Origin of the sequence: Enterobacter sp. SLBN-59 (assembly GCF_024807915.1) — a bacterium.
GTDB classification, from domain to species: domain Bacteria; phylum Pseudomonadota; class Gammaproteobacteria; order Enterobacterales; family Enterobacteriaceae; genus Enterobacter; species Enterobacter asburiae_B.
Genome location: NZ_JANUFI010000001.1, coordinates 3,926,077 through 3,942,930 on the forward strand (window position 1 = coordinate 3,926,077; position 16,854 = coordinate 3,942,930).

15 protein-coding genes and 3 tRNA genes are annotated in these 16,854 nt (G+C 55.4%); 7 read left to right on the forward strand and 11 right to left on the reverse strand.

All coding sequences use genetic code 11. The features are described from left to right. Positions 1 to 51: 51 nt before the first annotated feature. Positions 52 to 1,383 (reverse strand): amino-acid N-acetyltransferase, encoded by a 1,332-nt coding sequence (gene argA / locus M2422_RS18740; RefSeq protein WP_039263334.1) that lies wholly within the window; start codon positions 1,381 to 1,383, stop codon positions 52 to 54. 227 nt (positions 1,384 to 1,610) lie between these two features. Between argA and amiC the strand changes: the two genes are divergently transcribed. Next, on the forward strand, positions 1,611 to 2,864 hold the full coding sequence (gene amiC, locus M2422_RS18745) for an N-acetylmuramoyl-L-alanine amidase AmiC (protein WP_029740496.1): 1,254 nt from the start codon (positions 1,611 to 1,613) through the stop codon (positions 2,862 to 2,864). Positions 2,865 to 2,952: 88 nt separating this feature from the next. On the opposite strand, the gene M2422_RS18750 is transcribed toward amiC, so the two are convergent. The 3 genes from M2422_RS18750 to M2422_RS18760 all read right to left on the reverse strand — a co-directional run bounded on the left by M2422_RS18750 (position 2,953) and on the right by M2422_RS18760 (position 3,271). Next, a tRNA-Met gene (locus M2422_RS18750) sits at positions 2,953 to 3,029 on the reverse strand. A 44-nt stretch (positions 3,030 to 3,073) separates the two neighbouring features. After that, positions 3,074 to 3,150 (reverse strand) — tRNA-Met (locus M2422_RS18755). A 44-nt stretch (positions 3,151 to 3,194) separates the two neighbouring features. Next, positions 3,195 to 3,271: transfer RNA gene (locus M2422_RS18760), tRNA-Met, on the reverse strand. A gap of 208 nt (positions 3,272 to 3,479) precedes the next feature. On the opposite strand from M2422_RS18760, the gene mltA reads away from it, so the two are divergent. Together mltA and tcdA are read left to right on the forward strand one after the other, a co-directional pair. Continuing rightward, positions 3,480 to 4,577 carry a murein transglycosylase A gene (mltA, locus tag M2422_RS18765; RefSeq protein ID WP_033146436.1) on the forward strand — a complete coding sequence of 366 codons (1,098 nt, stop codon included), beginning with the start codon at positions 3,480 to 3,482 and terminating at the stop codon, positions 4,575 to 4,577. 75 nt (positions 4,578 to 4,652) lie between these two features. Further along, on the forward strand, positions 4,653 to 5,459 hold the full coding sequence (gene tcdA, locus M2422_RS18770; protein WP_048979243.1) for a tRNA cyclic N6-threonylcarbamoyladenosine(37) synthase TcdA: 807 nt from the start codon (positions 4,653 to 4,655) through the stop codon (positions 5,457 to 5,459). Here tcdA and csdE read toward each other — a convergent pair. Together csdE and csdA are read right to left on the reverse strand one after the other, a co-directional pair. Further along, entirely contained in the window at positions 5,450 to 5,896 is a 447-nt protein-coding gene (gene csdE / locus M2422_RS18775; RefSeq protein WP_023333259.1) for a cysteine desulfurase sulfur acceptor subunit CsdE, read from the reverse strand. The genes tcdA and csdE overlap by 10 nt on opposite strands. Further along, positions 5,896 to 7,101 carry a cysteine desulfurase CsdA gene (csdA, locus tag M2422_RS18780; RefSeq protein ID WP_064673505.1) on the reverse strand — a complete coding sequence of 402 codons (1,206 nt, stop codon included), beginning with the start codon at positions 7,099 to 7,101 and terminating at the stop codon, positions 5,896 to 5,898. The genes csdE and csdA overlap by 1 nt, the downstream gene beginning before the upstream one ends. A 192-nt stretch (positions 7,102 to 7,293) precedes the next feature. On the opposite strand from csdA, the gene M2422_RS18785 reads away from it, so the two are divergent. The 4 genes from M2422_RS18785 (at position 7,294) to rlmM (ending at position 10,316) form a co-directional block, all read left to right on the forward strand. After that, complete coding sequence (locus tag M2422_RS18785) at positions 7,294 to 7,521, forward strand: YgdI/YgdR family lipoprotein (protein ID WP_008499648.1); 228 nt, start codon at positions 7,294 to 7,296, stop codon at positions 7,519 to 7,521. Positions 7,522 to 7,870: 349 nt separating this feature from the next. Continuing rightward, entirely contained in the window at positions 7,871 to 8,788 is a 918-nt protein-coding gene (gene gcvA / locus M2422_RS18790; RefSeq protein WP_023309032.1) for a glycine cleavage system transcriptional regulator GcvA, read from the forward strand. 39 nt (positions 8,789 to 8,827) lie between these two features. Continuing rightward, positions 8,828 to 9,223: a DUF423 domain-containing protein gene (locus M2422_RS18795; protein WP_023309031.1), complete on the forward strand. Its 396-nt coding sequence runs from the start codon at positions 8,828 to 8,830 to the stop codon at positions 9,221 to 9,223. Then, positions 9,216 to 10,316: a 23S rRNA (cytidine(2498)-2'-O)-methyltransferase RlmM gene (gene rlmM / locus M2422_RS18800; RefSeq protein ID WP_023309030.1), complete on the forward strand. Its 1,101-nt coding sequence runs from the start codon at positions 9,216 to 9,218 to the stop codon at positions 10,314 to 10,316. Before M2422_RS18795 ends, rlmM begins: the two co-directional genes overlap by 8 nt. Before the next feature lie 54 nt (positions 10,317 to 10,370). Here rlmM and xni read toward each other — a convergent pair whose 3' ends face one another. The 5 genes from xni to queF all read right to left on the reverse strand — a co-directional run bounded on the left by xni (position 10,371) and on the right by queF (position 16,805). Further along, positions 10,371 to 11,126: a flap endonuclease Xni gene (gene xni, locus M2422_RS18805; RefSeq protein ID WP_048979245.1), complete on the reverse strand. Its 756-nt coding sequence runs from the start codon at positions 11,124 to 11,126 to the stop codon at positions 10,371 to 10,373. Positions 11,127 to 11,238: 112 nt separating this feature from the next. Further along, on the reverse strand, positions 11,239 to 12,606 hold the full coding sequence (locus M2422_RS18810; protein WP_064673506.1) for an L-serine ammonia-lyase: 1,368 nt from the start codon (positions 12,604 to 12,606) through the stop codon (positions 11,239 to 11,241). 65 nt (positions 12,607 to 12,671) lie between these two features. Beyond that, positions 12,672 to 13,967, reverse strand: coding sequence for an HAAAP family serine/threonine permease (locus tag M2422_RS18815; RefSeq protein WP_029741560.1), 1,296 nt, complete (start codon positions 13,965 to 13,967; stop codon positions 12,672 to 12,674). 514 nt (positions 13,968 to 14,481) lie between these two features. After that, entirely contained in the window at positions 14,482 to 15,846 is a 1,365-nt protein-coding gene (gene ppnN, locus M2422_RS18820) for a nucleotide 5'-monophosphate nucleosidase PpnN (RefSeq protein WP_047060004.1), read from the reverse strand. A gap of 116 nt (positions 15,847 to 15,962) precedes the next feature. Continuing rightward, entirely contained in the window at positions 15,963 to 16,805 is an 843-nt protein-coding gene (queF, locus tag M2422_RS18825; RefSeq protein ID WP_039263341.1) for an NADPH-dependent 7-cyano-7-deazaguanine reductase QueF, read from the reverse strand. Positions 16,806 to 16,854: the final 49 nt, after the last annotated feature.

The window sequence follows — 16,854 nt, forward strand, 5'->3', positions numbered from 1 at the left end:
ACGCCAGACATGCAGGCCGGGTACGCGCAGCGCGACCCGGCAAGCGTTGTATTATCCCAGGTCAGCCATCAGCACCTTTGAACGACGCTGATAGTTGTACATCTCTTTCTTCGTTTCCGGCAGAGAATCGATATCCACCGGCGTGAATCCGCGCTCCTGGAACCAGTGAATGCTGCGCGTCGTCAGGACGAACAGCTTGCTCAGCCCCATCTGGCGCGCCTGTGCCGCCACGCGTTCAAGCAGCATTTCGCCGCGTGAAGAGCTACGGTAATCAGGATGCACCGCCACGCAGGCCATTTCACCGATCTTCTCTTCCGGGAACGGATAGAGCGCGGCGCAGGCAATGGTCAGGTTATCGCGCTGAATAATGGTGAATTTATCGATCTCCATCTCCAGCTGTTCGCGTGAGCGACGTACCAGAATGCCCTGCTGTTCCAGCGGGCGGATCAGCTCCAGAATGCCGCCGATGTCATTGATGGTGGCGCGGCGGATCTGCTCCGCACTCTCCATCACAATCTGCGTACCAATACCGTCGCGGGAGAACAGCTCCTGCAGCAGGGCCCCGTCTTCCTGATAGCTGATCAGGTGGCTGCGGCGCACGCCGCTGCGGCAGGCCTTCACGGCGCCACGCAGGAAGCGGACGGTGCCGGAGTGGTAATCGCCTTCGGCTTCCAGCGCTTCCACGCGGGCCTGGGCTTCATTCGGGAAGAGTTCCGGTACGATTGTTCCTTCACCGTCCACGACGCCCTGGGAGGAGCAGAACCCAATCATTTTTTCCGCCTTCAGCTTGATCGCCAGCTGCGTGGCGATCTCTTCGGACGTCAGGTTAAAGCTTTCGCCGGTCACGGAAACGGCGACCGGGCCCATCAGCACGATGGCACCGCTGTCCAGCTGGCGGTGAATAGCTTCTTCATCAATACGACGAATACGGCCGCTGTGGCAGTAATCCACGCCATCGTCCACGCCGAGCGGCTGGGCAATGATAAAGTTGCCGCTCACGACGTTGATATGCGCGCCCTGCAGCGGCGTATTGTTCAGGCTCATGGAGAGACGCGCGGTAATATCCAGCTGCAGCAGACCCGCCGCCTGTTTCACCAGCTCCAGGGTTTTGGCATCGGTGACGCGGGTATGTTTATGGTAAATCGGCTCGTGGTGGTGAGCGGCCAGGTTGGCGTCGATCTGCGGACGCGCGCCATACACCACCACCAGGCGGATCCCGAGGCTGTGCAGCAGGCCAATGTCATTGACGATGCTGGAAAAATTTTCATGCTCAATGGCTTCGCCGCCAAGCATGATGACAAACGTTTTTCCCCGATGGGCGTTGATATAGGGAACAGAATGGCGGAATCCCTGGACCAGTTCGGTTCTACGTTCCTTCACCATGGCACAACCCTTAATGAATGTTTATTCGTAATTTCTGTATTTTTATTCGATTGTGGCCGCGTGTGCAAGCGCAAATTTTCCGCGACCCACAGAAATTGGTAAGTAATCCGTGCGTTAGCGTATGATTGTTTACCCTTTTATAGATGACAGTTTATGCGTCATTCGTTAAAGTTTTCGGTCAATTTGGACATTTTGTATATCAGTCAGTGTTCTTGCTCGGGAGAAGCATGTCGGGATCCAATTCAGCAATAAGCCGCCGCCGTTTGTTAAAAGGGGCCGGGGCAATGTGGTTGCTTAGCGTCAGTCAGGTCGGTCTTGCCGCCACGAGTCAGGTGGTGGCGGTGCGCGTCTGGCCGTCGTCGACCTATACGCGCGTGACGGTCGAATCCAATCGCGTGCTGAAATATAAGCAATTTGCCCTCAGCAACCCGGAACGCGTGGTGGTGGATCTCGAAGGCGTTAACCTCAACTCCGTGCTGAAAGGGATGGCGGCGCAGATCCGCGGCGACGATCCGTTTATTAAATCGGCGCGCGTCGGGCAGTTTGATCCGCAAACCGTGCGCATGGTGTTTGAGCTTAAACAGAACGTTAAGCCGCAGCTGTTCGCCCTGGCGCCCGTTGCGACGTTTAAAGAGCGTCTGGTGATGGATCTCTACCCGGCCAACGCAACGGATATCCAGGATCCGCTTCTCGCTCTGCTGGAAGACTACAACAAGGGCGATCTTCAGCGTCAGGTGCCGCCTGCGCAAAGCGGTCCGCAGCCCGGAAAAGCAGGGCGCGATCGTCCGATTGTGATCATGCTCGATCCCGGCCACGGCGGCGAAGACTCCGGCGCGGTGGGGAAATACCGCACGCGTGAAAAAGACGTGGTGCTGCAAATTGCCCGCCGCCTGAAGGCGTTGATTGATAAAGAAGGCAATATGCGCGCCTATATGACGCGCAATGAAGATATCTTTATTCCGCTGAAGGTCCGGGTGGCGAAAGCGCAGAAGCAGCGCGCCGATTTGTTCGTGTCGATCCATGCGGATGCCTTTACCAGCCGCCAGCCAAGCGGCTCGTCGGTGTTCGCGCTCTCAACCAAAGGCGCGACCAGTACCGCAGCAAGATTCCTGGCTGACAGCCAGAACGCCTCTGACCTGATTGGTGGCGTGAGCAAAAGCGGCGACCGCTACGTTGACCACACCATGTTCGATATGGTGCAGTCGCTGACCATTAACGACAGCCTGAAGTTTGGTAAAGCGGTGCTGGGCAAGCTGGGGAACATCAATAAGCTGCATAAAAACAGCGTTGAACAGGCCGGGTTTGCGGTACTCAAGGCACCGGATATCCCGTCCATTCTGGTTGAAACCGCCTTTATCAGTAACGTCGAAGAGGAGCGTAAGCTCAAGACGGCAAAATTCCAGCAGGAGGTTGCGGAGTCGATTCTGGCGGGGATACGGGCGTATTTCTCTGACGGGGCGACGCTGGCGCGACGCGGATAATGCTTTCAGCCGGGTAAACGCCCGGCAAATGCACAAACGACAGATACAAAAAAACACCCTTGAGGGTGTTTATTGTTTTCAGAAGTGTTGGTTGCGGGGGCCGGATTTGAACCGACGACCTTCGGGTTATGAGCCCGACGAGCTACCAGGCTGCTCCACCCCGCGTCCGTCTTTCTACTCGTGTAGAAACTTACTTCTTCAAATTTGATTGGTTGCGGGGGCCGGATTTGAACCGACGACCTTCGGGTTATGAGCCCGACGAGCTACCAGGCTGCTCCACCCCGCGTCCGTCTTTCTACAGTCGTAGAAGATACTTCATCAAATTTTAATTGGTTGCGGGGGCCGGATTTGAACCGACGACCTTCGGGTTATGAGCCCGACGAGCTACCAGGCTGCTCCACCCCGCGTCCGTGGATGCGCACTATACTCGGATAGGTTTGTGATGCAACCCCTTTTTCACATAAATCATGATTTTGTATGCAAATTGAACGACATGGCTCTGTTCGGACTATTTTTTGCGCAAAATTTGCCAAAGGGCATGCGATCGCATTTCATTAGCCCTGGCGGTTTGTTATCTTCATCACGCGGAAATGGGCAACTTAAAGACGAGATATAATGAAAGGACGTTGGGCGAAGTATCTGATGGCGGGCGCAATGGTAGCGATTCTTGCGGCCTGTTCTTCCAAACCGACCGATCGCGGTCAACAGTATAAAGACGGGAAGTTATCCCAGCCTTTCTCTTTAGTTAATCAGCCTGATGCCGTCGGCGCACCGATTAATGCCGGTGATTTCTCCGAGCAGGTCTACCAGATCCGCAACGCGTCGCCGCGTCTGTATGGCGCCCAGAGTAGCGTGTATAACGCGGTCCAGGACTGGCTTAAAGCAGGCGGCGATACGCGCAACATGCGCCAGTTTGGTATCGACGCCTGGCAGATGGAAGGGGCCGATAACTACGGCAACGTCCAGTTTACCGGTTACTACACCCCGGTTATCCAGGCACGACACTCGCGTCAGGGCGAGTTCCAGTATCCTATCTATCGTATGCCGCCAAAACGCGGTCGTCTGCCGTCTCGCGCTGAGATCTACGCCGGTGCGCTGAGCGAAAACTACGTTCTGGCCTACAGCAACTCCCTGATGGATAACTTCATCATGGACGTTCAGGGCAGCGGCTACATTGATTTTGGCGACGGGTCGCCGCTTAACTTCTTCAGTTATTCCGGTAAAAACGGCCACGCCTATCGCAGCATCGGTAAAGTGCTGATCGACCGCGGCGAAGTGAAGAAAGAAGATATGTCGATGCAGGCGATCCGCGAGTGGGGCGAGAAACACAGCGAAGCCGAGGTGCGCGAGCTGCTGGAGCAGAACCCGTCGTTCGTCTTCTTCAAACCGCAAAACTTCGCGCCGGTGAAAGGAGCGAGTGCAGTTCCCCTGATTGGCCGCGCGTCGGTAGCATCGGATCGTTCGATTATTCCTGCAGGCACCACGCTGCTGGCTGAAGTCCCTCTTCTGGACAATAACGGTAAGTTCAACGGCCAGTATGAGCTGCGTCTGATGGTGGCGCTGGACGTTGGCGGGGCGATTAAAGGCCAGCACTTTGACATCTATCAGGGCATTGGCCCTGACGCAGGCCATCGCGCGGGCTGGTATAACCACTACGGACGCGTGTGGGTACTGAAGGCAGCTCCGGGAGCTGGAAACGTATTCAGCGGCTGATTGTGGTATTCTGAGCACAATACGGATTACTGTTCAGGGTGAGGAAAACCTCACCCTTTTTACATTTGAGGTTTTATGTCTGTGGTAATCAGCGACGCCTGGCGCCAGCGTTTTGGCGGGACGGCACGTTTATATGGTGAAAAAGCCCTGCAGCTGTTTGCGGATGCGCACGTCTGCGTCGTGGGCATTGGTGGTGTGGGGTCGTGGGCGGCAGAAGCGCTGGCGAGAACCGGTATTGGCGCAATCACGCTGATTGACATGGATGACGTTTGCGTCACCAACACCAACCGTCAAATCCACGCCCTGCGCGATAACGTCGGACTGGCGAAGTCTGAGGTCATGGCGGAGCGTATCCGTTTGATCAACCCGGAATGTCGGGTCACGGTGATCGACGACTTTGTGACGGCAGATAACGTCGCGGAGTACATGAGCAAAGGCTACAGCTATGTGATTGACGCCATCGACAGCGTGCGGCCAAAAGCGGCGTTGATCGCTTACTGCCGTCGGTACAAGGTGCCGCTGGTCACGACGGGCGGTGCGGGCGGGCAAATCGATCCGACGCAGATCCAGGTGGCCGATCTGGCGAAAACGATCCAGGATCCGCTGGCGGCCAAGCTGCGTGAGCGCCTGAAGAGCGATTTTAACGTGGTGAAGAACAGCAAAGGCAAACTCGGCGTCGACTGCGTGTTCTCGACCGAAGCGCTGGTCTACCCGCAGGCGGATGGCTCAGTCTGCGCGATGAAAAGCACGGCGGAAGGGCCAAAGAGAATGGATTGCGCCTCAGGTTTTGGTGCGGCCACCATGGTGACCGCCTCCTTCGGCTTTGTGGCTGTGTCTCACGCCCTCAAGAAAATGCTGGCGAAGGCGGAACGTCAGGCCTGAGCCTGACGTGCGGCATCCAGTACCGCGTCGCTCAGCGCGATCAGCCCCTGACCGCGCGAGGCGCTGAGCTGCGCGCGCAGCCCCAGCTCATCAAATAACGCCAGCGGCGAATGTGCCAGCAGTTCCGCCGCGCTTTTCCCTTCCACAGCGGTCAGCAATACGGCCAGCAGGCCCCGGACGATGCGGCCTTCGCTGTCGCCAAAGAAGTGCAGCTTTTCGCCGGAGACGCTCACGCCCAGCCAGACGCGGTTTTCACAGCCGGCAATCTCTTTCGCCTGCGCCTTGAGATCGTCTGAAAGCGCAGGGAGCTGTTTACCCAGCAGGATCAGCTGTCGATATTTATCTTCCCACTGCTGGAGCGGGGCGAAGGTCTGTTTTAAGGTCTCTTCTGTGATGACCGTGCCAAACGGATGTCCGGCTAAAGCAGCGCTTGTCATTAATCCACCAGTATTTCAAGGGCGCGGTCAACGGCGGCAACCAGCGCGTCGACGTCGCTTTGGGTATTATACGGCGCAAACGAGGCGCGCAGCGTACCGTTAACGCCGAGCGCCGCCAGCAGCGGCTGGGCGCAGTGCTGTCCGGCACGCAGGGCAATGCCGTACCCGGCCAGCAGCGTCACCATGTCGCTATGGTGAACGCCCGCAAAATCAAAGGCGAGCAGGCTGGAGTCCTGAACGCGGAACGAGCGGAATCCCGGGCGCTTTTTGAGCTCTTCCTCTGCCAGCGTCGCCAGCCCCCGGCTCCAGCTTTCAGCCTGGACAATGTCGATTTCAGCCAACCACTCCAGCGCCGCGCTTAAGCCAATCACCCCCGCCACGTTCGGCGTACCGGCTTCCAGACGATAGGGAACATCCTGCGTTTTGAAGCCATCGAACGACACTTCGGCGATCATTTTGCCGCCACCGAGCCACGGCGTCATTTTTGCCAGCAGTTCTGGCTTGCCGTACAGCGCCCCGATACCGGTTGGACCGTAGAGCTTATGTCCCGAGAAGGCATAGAAGTCGATATCAAGCGCCTGCACATCAGCGGGATAGTGCACCACGCCCTGAGCGCCGTCGACCATCACCACCATCCCGCTGGCATGGGCTATGCGAATAGCCTGAGCCAGGTCCGGGCAACCTCCCGTGACGTTCGACATCTGTCCGAGCGCCATAATGCGGCTACGGGATGTAATCAGCTCGGGGAGACGGGCTACGTCGGGCAGAAGGTCTGCACCCAGTGGAAGCTTCACCACGCGTGCACCCGTTTGCTCGGCCACCATCAGCCATGGCACCAGGTTGGCGTGATGTTCCGCCTCGCTGACGACGATCTCGTCGCCCGGCTGAAGCAGCGGGCGCGCGTAGCACTGAGCCACCATATTGATGGCTTCGGTCGTGCCGCGCGTCCAGACGATGTTTTTCCCGCTTTCGGCATTGATCAGGCGCGCGACCTGATCGCGTGCGGCTTCGTAGCGCGCGGTTAATCGCTGCGCTTCGGCAAACTGGCTGCGATGCACGTTCCCGGCGCTCAGGCTGTAGAACTGCAGCGTGGCCTCAATCACCGCCTGTGGCTTAAGGGCGGTGGCGGCGCTATCCAGGTAAATACCGGCATCGGCCAGGGCCGGAAACTGTGCGCGGAACTGCGCAGGACTGAAAGCGTTCATGGGATTCCTCATTTCAATATAGCGATCGTCGCGCAATTTCAGCAGCAGGGCAAGGAGGTTGATATCTATCAGAATTGTCTGCTTATCCTTACGACCTCAAAAAAGCAGGTTATGCTAAATAGTGTTAGGCGGATGTTTTAGCCTGTTATAAATCGAGGTTTGAATAGCATTAATTGCTAAAGGAGAATAATCATGAATAAGACAGCTGCAATCATTTCTGCCTGTGCGTTTACTTTTGCCCTGAGCGCCTGTTCTGGTAACAACTACGTGATGCACACCAACGATGGTCGTTCTATCGTTTCGGAAGGGAAACCGACTACCGATAATGATACCGGGATGATTTCGTACAAAGATGCTAACGGGAACAAGCAGCAGATCAACCGCACGGACGTTAAAGAGATGAAAGAGATCGAGCATTAACAGATCGCAGGCGAAAAAAAAGCACCGCAAATTGGCGGTGCTACATTAATCACTATGGACAGACAGGGTAAATGTACAGGAAGTGAAAAATTGGTAGCGTTGCTACCGTGGTCTGAATCGCAGACCAATTGCAAACACAACAACACAACATCACAACCGTAAGCCAAAAGCCCTTCAGAACACGCATTCCGAAAAAAGCTCTTCGTTCCGGCTCAGGAAGTGCCGCCACTATAGGTATTTGCTGGTAGTTCCTCAACGGACAAATTATAATGGCTCAGATAAAAAAAACTAATAGGTTAAACGTTGTTTCCTGTTTGTTAAAATCCGTTAACATCTAAGCCAGATAACCATGTCAAAGCGATTGCCACCCCTTAATGCATTACGTGTTTTTGATGCAGCAGCACGTCACCTGAGCTTCACCCGCGCGGCAGATGAGCTTTTTGTGACACAGGCCGCAGTAAGTCACCAAATCAAGTCTCTTGAGGATTTTCTGGGCCTTAAGCTGTTTCGTCGACGCAACCGTTCGTTGCTGTTGACCGAAGAGGGGCAGAGCTATTTTCAGGATATTAAAGAGATTTTTTCCCAGCTTACGGAAGCCACGCGTAAGCTGCAGGCTCGCAGTGCAAAAGGTGCTCTGACCGTCAGTTTATTGCCCAGTTTTGCCATTCATTGGCTGGTGCCGAGACTCTCAAGCTTTAACTCAGCTTATCCGGGGATCGACGTTCGAATCCAGGCGGTAGATCGTCAGGAGGACAAGCTGGCCGATGACGTGGATGTCGCCATTTTTTATGGTCGCGGTAACTGGCCGGGCTTGCGCGTTGAAAAATTATACGCAGAATATCTCCTGCCGGTCTGTTCTCCCCTGCTGTTAACAGGTGAGAAGGCGCTGAAGTCACCCGCTGACCTGGCTCAGCATACGCTTTTGCATGATGCCTCTCGCCGCGACTGGCAAACTTATACCCGTCAATTAGGTCTTACACATATTAACGTGCAGCAGGGACCCATTTTTAGCCACAGTGCGATGGTGTTACAGGCTGCCATTCACGGGCAGGGCGTGGCGTTGGCGAACAACGTCATGGCGCAGTCCGAAATTGAGGCAGGCCGCCTGGTTTGCCCTTTTAATGATGTACTGGTCAGCAAGAATGCGTTTTATCTGGTTTGTCATGACAGTCAGGCAGAACTGGGTAAAATAGCCGCCTTCCGGCAGTGGATACTGGCGAAAGCGGCAACCGAGCAAGAAAAATTCCGCTTCAGGTATGAGCAATAACGTTTGTGTGCCGGGCACGCATCAACTCAGGACTTAAACATGACCAGCCGATTCATGCTGATTTTTGCCGCGGTGAGTGGCTTTATTTTTGTTGCACTGGGCGCCTTTGGCGCACATGTATTAAGCAAGTCTTTAGGCGCAGTAGAGATGGGCTGGATCCAGACCGGCCTTGAATATCAGGCGTTCCACACGCTGGCTATTTTTGGGCTGGCGGTGGCGATGCAGCGTCGTATCAGTATCTGGTTTTACTGGAGCAGCGTGTTTATGGCGCTGGGTACCGTGTTGTTCAGCGGTAGCTTGTACTGCCTTGCGCTCTCACATTTGCGCCTGTGGGCGTTCGTTACACCTGTCGGCGGCTTCAGCTTCCTGGCGGGTTGGGTATTAATGTTTATCGGAGCTATCCGTCTGAAACGCAAGGGCGTTGTTCATGAATAAGGTTGTTTTATATTGTCGCCCGGGGTTTGAGAAAGAGTGCGCCGCGGAAATTACCGATAAAGCGGCGAAGCGCGAAGTCTTCGGCTTTGCCCGCGTAAAAGAAAACGCGGGCTATGTGGTATTCGAGTGCTATCAGCCTGAAGACGCAGACAAGCTGGCGCGCGAGCTGCCGTTCAGCTCGCTGATCTTTGCTCGCCAGATGTTTGTCGCGGGTGAGCTGCTGAAGGATCTTCCGCCGGAAGACCGCATCACGCCAATTGTCGGCATGCTGCAGGGCGTGGTGGAGAAGGGCGGCGATCTGCGCGTTGAAGTGGCGGATACCAACGAAAGTAAAGAGCTGATGAAGTTCTGCCGTAAGTTCACCGTGCCACTGCGTGCGGCGCTGCGTGATGCGGGCGTGCTGACGAACTACGAAACGCCGAAGCGTCCGGTGGTGCATATCTTCTTTATCGCACCGGGCTGCTGCTATACAGGCTATTCGTACACCACCAACAACTCTCCCTTCTTTATGGGCATTCCGCGTTTGCGCTTCCCGTCCGATGCGCCAAGCCGTTCCACGCTCAAGCTGGAAGAGGCGTTCCACGTCTTTATCCCGGCGGATGAGTGGGATGAACGTCTGGCAAACGGCATGTACGCCGTCGACCTTGGCGCGTGCCCGGGCGGCTGGACCTATCAGCTGGTGAAACGCAATATGTGGGTATCGTCCGTTGATAACGGTCCAATGGCGCAAAGCCTGATGGACACCGGGCAGGTCACCTGGCTGCGTGAAGACGGTTTCCGCTATCGCCCGAACCGTAACAACATCTCGTGGATGGTGTGCGATATGGTTGAGAAGCCGGCAAAAGTCGCCGCGCTGATGGCCTCCTGGCTGGTGAACGGCTGGTGTCGTGAGACCATTTTCAACCTCAAGCTGCCGATGAAAAAGCGCTATGAGGAAGTATCGCAGAACCTGGCCTACATTCAGGAGCAGATGGACGAGCACGGTATTAACGTGGAGATCCAGGCGCGTCAGCTGTATCACGACCGTGAAGAGGTGACGGTGCATATTCGTCGCTGGTGGGCTGCGGTTGGCGGACGTCGCGACGAGCGATAGTACGTGCTTTGTTTTGCCCGGTGGCGCTACGCTTACCGGGCCTACAGAAAAGCGTTAACGCTCTAATCTCAACTGCTGTAAATTCCCGTCCAGCTGTAAATCCGTCTGTAGCGTTGCGATTTCCCGGCAGATAAACGCCATCTCTTTATGCGCCTCCAGCTTCTTGCGCCACTTTTCCGGCACTTCATCCAGACGGGCGTAAATCCCTTCCAGACTCTGAAAATCCTTCAGCAGCTGCGCGGCGCTCTTCGGCCCAATACCGGCGACACCCGGAACCTTAGAGCTGCTGATGCCTGCCAGCCCCCAGTAATCCGGCAGTTGCTCAGGCGAGACGCCGAACTCGCTGGCAATAAACGGCGCGTCCAGCCAGCGTTTTTGAAAATAGTCGCGAATGCGGATAGTCGGCGAGAGCAGCTGGCAGTAGCCTTTGTCAGTTGAAACGATAGTGGCCTGATGTCCGGCGCTTGCCACCTTTACGGCCAGGGTGGCCGCGAGATCGTCGGCTTCATTTCCCTGTGCACCCCAGCAGGGAACGCCCCGCTGTTCAAATGCAGCGCGCAGCATGGGCAATTCAGCGTGAAGATCGTCCGGCATCGGGGCGCGTCCGGCTTTGTAGTCGGGCAGACGCTGGTGTCGCCAGCCCGTGTTGCGGGCTTCGTCATCAAATACCGCGACCGCGTGGGTGGGTTCACTGTGGCGAATAAGCTGTTCCAGCGCGTGCAGACAGGTGTCTTTACAAGGCGTCCCCTGTACCGCATGGATACGGCGGATCAGGTTAAGAGCATCGACGATAAGTAAATGAACGGCCACAGATAATCTCCCTTCTATCTCATGCGTAAAGGGTAACACTGTCAGCAGCGTGAAACTATGAATGGTGGGGAAAACAGGAAGAAGCCTCGCAAAACGAGGCTTCCTGAGAGGCTTAATCGCAGGTCACAATCTTCATCGCCAGGCCGCCACGAGAGGTTTCGCGGTATTTGGCGTTCATATCTTTACCGGTTTCGTACATGGTTTCGATAACCTTATCGAGACAGACGCGCGGCTCGCTGGTGCGGCGCAGCGCCATACGTGCCGCGTTCACCGCCTTCACGGAGGCAATCGCGTTACGTTCGATGCACGGTACCTGTACCTGTCCGGCAACCGGGTCACAGGTCAGCCCAAGGTTATGTTCCATGCCGATTTCCGCAGCAATGCACACCTGTGTCGGGCTTGCACCCAGCAGTTCGGCCAGACCCGCCGCCGCCATGGAGCACGCCACGCCGACTTCACCCTGACAGCCCACTTCCGCACCGGAAATAGACGCGTTCATCTTATACAGCGAACCAATCGCACTGGCGACCAGCAGGTAGCGCGCCAGCGAATTCGCGTTCACTTCACGGATAAACTTGTCGTAGTACGCCAGCACCGCCGGAACGATACCGCAGGCGCCGTTAGTCGGCGCGGTGACCACACGGCCCCCGGCAGCGTTCTCTTCGTTCACCGCTAGCGCGAACATGTTGATCCAGTCTACGACGGCCATCGGGTCTGTCGTCGTTTTGTCGGTGCTCACCAGCATACGGCGCAGCGCAGCAGCACGACGCGGCACGCGAAGCTTGCCCGGCAGAACGCCCTCGGTGGTGATCCCTCGCTCGATACCGCCGCGCATCACTTCCCAGACGTTAGTGAAGTGCTGTACGAGCTCCTCTTTGCTGTGAAGTGCCAGCTCGTTTTTCATCATCAGGCCGGAGAGGGAAAGGCCCGTCTCCTGGCAGTGACGCTGAAGATCCGCCGCCGTTTTGTACGGATACGGCACTTCGACAGAAGAGGTATTGGTTTGACCAAAGTGGTCTTCGTCGACGATAAAACCGCCGCCGATAGAGTAATACGTCTGGCTGTATACCGCTTTGTCGCCGGCCAGCGCGGTAATGCGCATGCCGTTTTCGTGCAGCGACAGGTTGTCCGCATGGAAATTCATGCAGTGGTCAACCGGGAATTCAACCTCATGCTCACCGTTCGCCAGCAGCAGGCGACCGTGGGTGTTCACATCCTGGATGAAGCCAGGGATCGCATCAATATCAACGGTGTCCGGCAGGTTTCCCGCCAGGCCCATGATAATGGCGATATCGGTATGGTGGCCTTTCCCGGTCAGGGAAAGCGAGCCGTATACATCGACAACCACGCGGGTAATGTCATGCAAGATGCCGCGTGCAATCAAGTCATCCGTGAACTGCTTACCGGCTTTCATTGGTCCGACGGTGTGAGAGCTGGAAGGACCAATACCGATTTTGAAGATATCGAATACGCTAATCATGATGCGTCCATTGCTTTCAGTCAGAGAGGGAGGAGTGCGCCGTCCGAAGACGGCGCGGGTGATAATCAGAACATGGTGTACAGGGAGTAGAAGATCGCAGAGATTGCGATAAGACCCATGATAACCACAAACACGTTGCTCACATGACCGCTGTACTTGCGCATAGCAGGGACTTTCTGAATCGCGTACATCGGCATCAGGAACAGAATCATCGCGATGACCGGGCCGCCCAGGGTTTCAATCATGCCCAGGATGCTTGGGTTCAGGGTCGCTACCGCCCAGGTGGTGAGCAGCATGAACAGCGCAGTGATTTTGTTCAGCTTGTTGATTTCAATGCTCTTGCCTTTACCGCGCAGAGATTTAATCACCATACCGTTGAAGCCTTCACGCGCGCCGAGGTAGTGGCCCAGGAAGGATTTGGTGATGGCGATAATCGCGATGATTGGTGCCATCCACGCAATGACCGGTGCGTTAAAGTGGTTCGCCAGGTAAGACAGAATAGAGATGTTCTGCTCTTTCGCTGCCGCCAGATCCACCGGGGAAAGGCTCAGTACGCAGCTGAAGACGAAGAACATTACGGTCAGTACCATCATGATGTGAGCGCGCGCCAGGATGCTGGAGCACTTCTTCTCTGCGCCATTACCGTACTCTTCACGTTTCGCCACGGCGAAAGAAGAGATGATTGGAGAGTGGTTGAAGGAGAACACCATCACCGGAATTGCCAGCCAGAGGGTCATCAGCAGGCCGTTACCGGTTGCCGATGCGCTGCTCAGGGACAGGGTTTCCAGCGCTGCACCGTTCCACTGTGGGATCAGGTAGCAAGCCAGTACCATCAGAGCAATAACGAACGGGAAGACCAGTACGCTCATTGCTTTCACAATCATCTGCTCACCGAAGCGAACGATGGTCATCATGCCCACGATCAGGATCAGCGACAGAATCGCACGCGGCGGCGGCGTCATGTGCAGCTGGTGCATCATGAAGCTTTCAACGGTGTTGGTGATCGCCACGCTGTAGACCAGCAGAATAGGGTAAATCGCGAAGAAGTAGAGCAGGGTAATCAGTTTACCTGCGCCAACGCCGAAATGCTCTTCAACAACTTCAGTGATGTCTTCGCCCGGATTTTTACCGGACAGCACGAAGCGGGTCAGACCGCGGTGTGCGAAGAAGGTCATCGGGAAAGCAATGATAGCCATGATGATCAGCGGGATCAGACCGCCGACGCCTGCGTTGATAGGAAGGAACAGTACACCAGCGCCGATTGCTGTGCCGTAAAGGCCAAGCATCCACATGGTATCCGTTTTGCGCCAACCACTTCGGGATTCAATCGAAGCAACGGTGCTGGTTTGAGTGGTTTCCATCTGTATCTCCTGGAGGAAGCAAATTGTCAGGTTTTTAGTCAAATCCGATGAAAAAGTGCCTGACGGTAATATGAAATTCGTTCAGTGACGGTTTTTTAATAATTTTCGCCCGTAACTATTGGCGGGCGGAAAGATACATTCTAGTTATGAATCTATCAGTGATCCTGATCCCAAATGCAATAATCCACTTATGATGTGGGCATCTTTAGACCATTTATCTGTTAAAAAAACGTCAAAGAGAATTTACGGGCGCGAAGGCTACCACCAACGACATGTGAGCTGAAAGACTGGCCCGTGATATAGGTGTCTTTAGCTGTAAAGAAATGGGTTTTTAGTATTTTCTGGCAGGTAATTTGGATTAAGGCTGATAATTTACGGTTGAAAAAACAAGGTAATCGTTTGCGTTTGCGCATAGTTTGTAAAAGACATAAGTGATGCGTATGAATTACCTCGTAATAAAAAAAGCCGGGACGCGCAACAGGGCGACCCGGCTTTGATGAGATGCTGTTGAGCGTTATGTGCAGATTTCGTAGCAAGGAATATAGGCTGAGCCCGGCAGCTTCATGCGGTGCTGAGCGACAAAGCCCTGCAGCATGTCGTCCATGCGACGCATCATCTCCGGGTCGCCGTGGATCTTGTACGGACCGTACTGTTCAATAGCGCGGATGCCCATCTCTTTGACGTTGCCCGCCACAATCCCGGAGAAGGCACGACGCAGATCGGCAGCCAGGACTTCCACCGGCTGGTCCGGATAGAGTTTCAGGTTCGCCATATTTTCGTGCGTTGGCTCGAACGGGATCTGCAGATCCGGCGCGATACGGATTGACCAGTTAAAGCTGTACGCATCGCCGGTATCGCGACGGTTTTCTTTTACCAGCGGCATCGCTTTTTTCATCTGGCGCGCCACTTCTGCGGCATCGTCAATGATGATGCGATAGTGACGACGCGCGGATTCGCCCAGCGTGTGCACGATAAACTCGTCCAGCACGCGGAAGTAGTCGGCGCTCTCTTTTGGACCGGTCAGGATCAGCGGCAGAACCTGATCTTTGTTGGCCGGGTTCATCAGAATACCCAGCAGATAGAGCAGCTCTTCCGCTGTCCCCACGCCGCCCGGGAAGATGATAATGCCGTGGGCGATACGGACAAACGCTTCAAGACGTTTCTCGATATCCGGCATGATAATCAGCTCGTTAACCAGCGGGTTAGGCGGCTCAGCGGCAATGATCGACGGCTCGGTCATGCCGATAAACCGTCCCTCTTTGTAACGCTGTTGCGCGTGTCCCACTGCGGCACCTTTCATTGGCGCTTCCATCGCACCCGGACCGCAGCCGGTACAGATATTCAGCTCGCGCAGGCCAAGCTGTGTGCCCACCCGACGCGCATAAAGGTATTCGGTTTCGTTAATGGAGTGACCGCCCCAGCAGACGACCATGTTCGGCGCTTCGCCAACGTGCAGGGCACGGGCGTTACGCAAAATGGAGAACACCAGGTTGGTGATATGGACCGAGCTTTCCAGGTCGAGATGCTGGAAACGGCCTGCGTTGTGGATCTGCCCGTTAACAAACAGGATGTCACGCAGCACGGCAAACAGGTTAGCCTGAAGTGAACGAATGATACGGCCGTCGACAAAGGCCTCTTCCGGCGGGTTGATGACTTCAAGCTTCACGCCACGCTCGCGGCGCAGCACGTTGATATCAAAGCTTTCGAAGCGGGACAGCAGTTCTTTACTGTTATCTGTCAGGCTTCCGGAGTTCAGTACGGCAAGTGAACAGTTACGAAACAGTTGATAAAGATCGCTGCTGGCCGTGCGCTTAAGCATGTCCACTTCCAGCTGCGACAACATATCCATTGAGCCAAGCGGGCTAATATGTGTAATCAAGTGAGCTCCTTACGGGACGATTATCGTCTTTCCCTGTTGATTACAATAGCCCTGGCGCGTGACGTTTCACAACCTAAAGCGCGGAAGATACCGCGCATATTGTGAAAATATTTATATTACTGACGCACCAGCCGCCCCGTTGCTGGCACAAAATCGGTGTTGGTGCGCCACGGGTTGATGTCCAGACCGCCACGGCGGGTGTAGCGCGCGTAAACGCTTAGTTTTTCTGGCTGGCAAAAACGCTGAATATCGCTAAAGATACGCTCCACGCACTGCTCGTGAAATTCGTTGTGATGGCGGAACGACACCAGGTAGCGCAGCAACTTTTCCCGGTCAATTTTCGGGCCGCGGTACTGGATCTGCACCGAACCCCAGTCCGGCTGGTGGGTGATCAGGCAGTTGGATTTCAGCAGGTGGCTGACCAGCGTCTCTTCGACCACCTTTCCGCTCGCCGCGTTTTCGAGGTAATCGGCGCTGAATTCATAATTCTCCACCTCGATATCCTGATCGTCGATGCAGGTCCCGTTGAAGTGGGCGACCGGTTGCCCTTCCAGTTCGTGCAGGCGATACAGTGAAACGCTCACCTTTCCCTGCGCGCAGGCGCTTAAATCACGTTCCAGGGTGTGCTGAACGTCGTCCCAGCTGCTGAATTTTGTCTGGTTAAAACTGTTGAGATAGAGCTTAAAGCTTTTGGATTCCACGAGATTAACGCTGGCGTAATCCAGCTCAACGTGGCCCACCGCCACCTGCGGCAGACCGCGCGCGTTAAGCCACGAGAGTTCGTACAGCGTCCAGATGTCACCGCCGACAAACGGCAATGCGTCTGCATGCAGGCCCAGAGGATCGCGGTTCAGGCTGCGCGGCACGCCCTGCAGCAGGCTTGCATCGTAGGTATCGCGGTAATCGGTCGATTTACCCAGCGTTAAGCCGGTTAACGCCTGATGATTTTCGTAAGACATGTTTCATAGCCACTTTACAGGTACACTTATGGCCTGAGTTTATCCTGTC

What these genes read in the sequence shown, in the direction of transcription:
- argA (WP_039263334.1), bottom strand. Translation starts at nt 1,383, where the DNA reads ATGGTGAAGGAACGTAGAACCGAACTGGTCCAGGGATTCCGCCATTCT.
- amiC (WP_029740496.1), top strand. Translation starts at nt 1,611, where the DNA reads ATGTCGGGATCCAATTCAGCAATAAGCCGCCGCCGTTTGTTAAAAGGG.
- mltA (WP_033146436.1), top strand. Translation starts at nt 3,480, where the DNA reads ATGAAAGGACGTTGGGCGAAGTATCTGATGGCGGGCGCAATGGTAGCG.
- tcdA (WP_048979243.1), top strand. Translation starts at nt 4,653, where the DNA reads ATGTCTGTGGTAATCAGCGACGCCTGGCGCCAGCGTTTTGGCGGGACG.
- csdE (WP_023333259.1), bottom strand. Translation starts at nt 5,896, where the DNA reads ATGACAAGCGCTGCTTTAGCCGGACATCCGTTTGGCACGGTCATCACA.
- csdA (WP_064673505.1), bottom strand. Translation starts at nt 7,101, where the DNA reads ATGAACGCTTTCAGTCCTGCGCAGTTCCGCGCACAGTTTCCGGCCCTG.
- M2422_RS18785 (WP_008499648.1), top strand. Translation starts at nt 7,294, where the DNA reads ATGAATAAGACAGCTGCAATCATTTCTGCCTGTGCGTTTACTTTTGCC.
- gcvA (WP_023309032.1), top strand. Translation starts at nt 7,871, where the DNA reads ATGTCAAAGCGATTGCCACCCCTTAATGCATTACGTGTTTTTGATGCA.
- M2422_RS18795 (WP_023309031.1), top strand. Translation starts at nt 8,828, where the DNA reads ATGACCAGCCGATTCATGCTGATTTTTGCCGCGGTGAGTGGCTTTATT.
- rlmM (WP_023309030.1), top strand. Translation starts at nt 9,216, where the DNA reads ATGAATAAGGTTGTTTTATATTGTCGCCCGGGGTTTGAGAAAGAGTGC.
- M2422_RS18810 (WP_064673506.1), bottom strand. Translation starts at nt 12,606, where the DNA reads ATGATTAGCGTATTCGATATCTTCAAAATCGGTATTGGTCCTTCCAGC.
- M2422_RS18815 (WP_029741560.1), bottom strand. Translation starts at nt 13,967, where the DNA reads ATGGAAACCACTCAAACCAGCACCGTTGCTTCGATTGAATCCCGAAGT.
- queF (WP_039263341.1), bottom strand. Translation starts at nt 16,805, where the DNA reads ATGTCTTACGAAAATCATCAGGCGTTAACCGGCTTAACGCTGGGTAAA.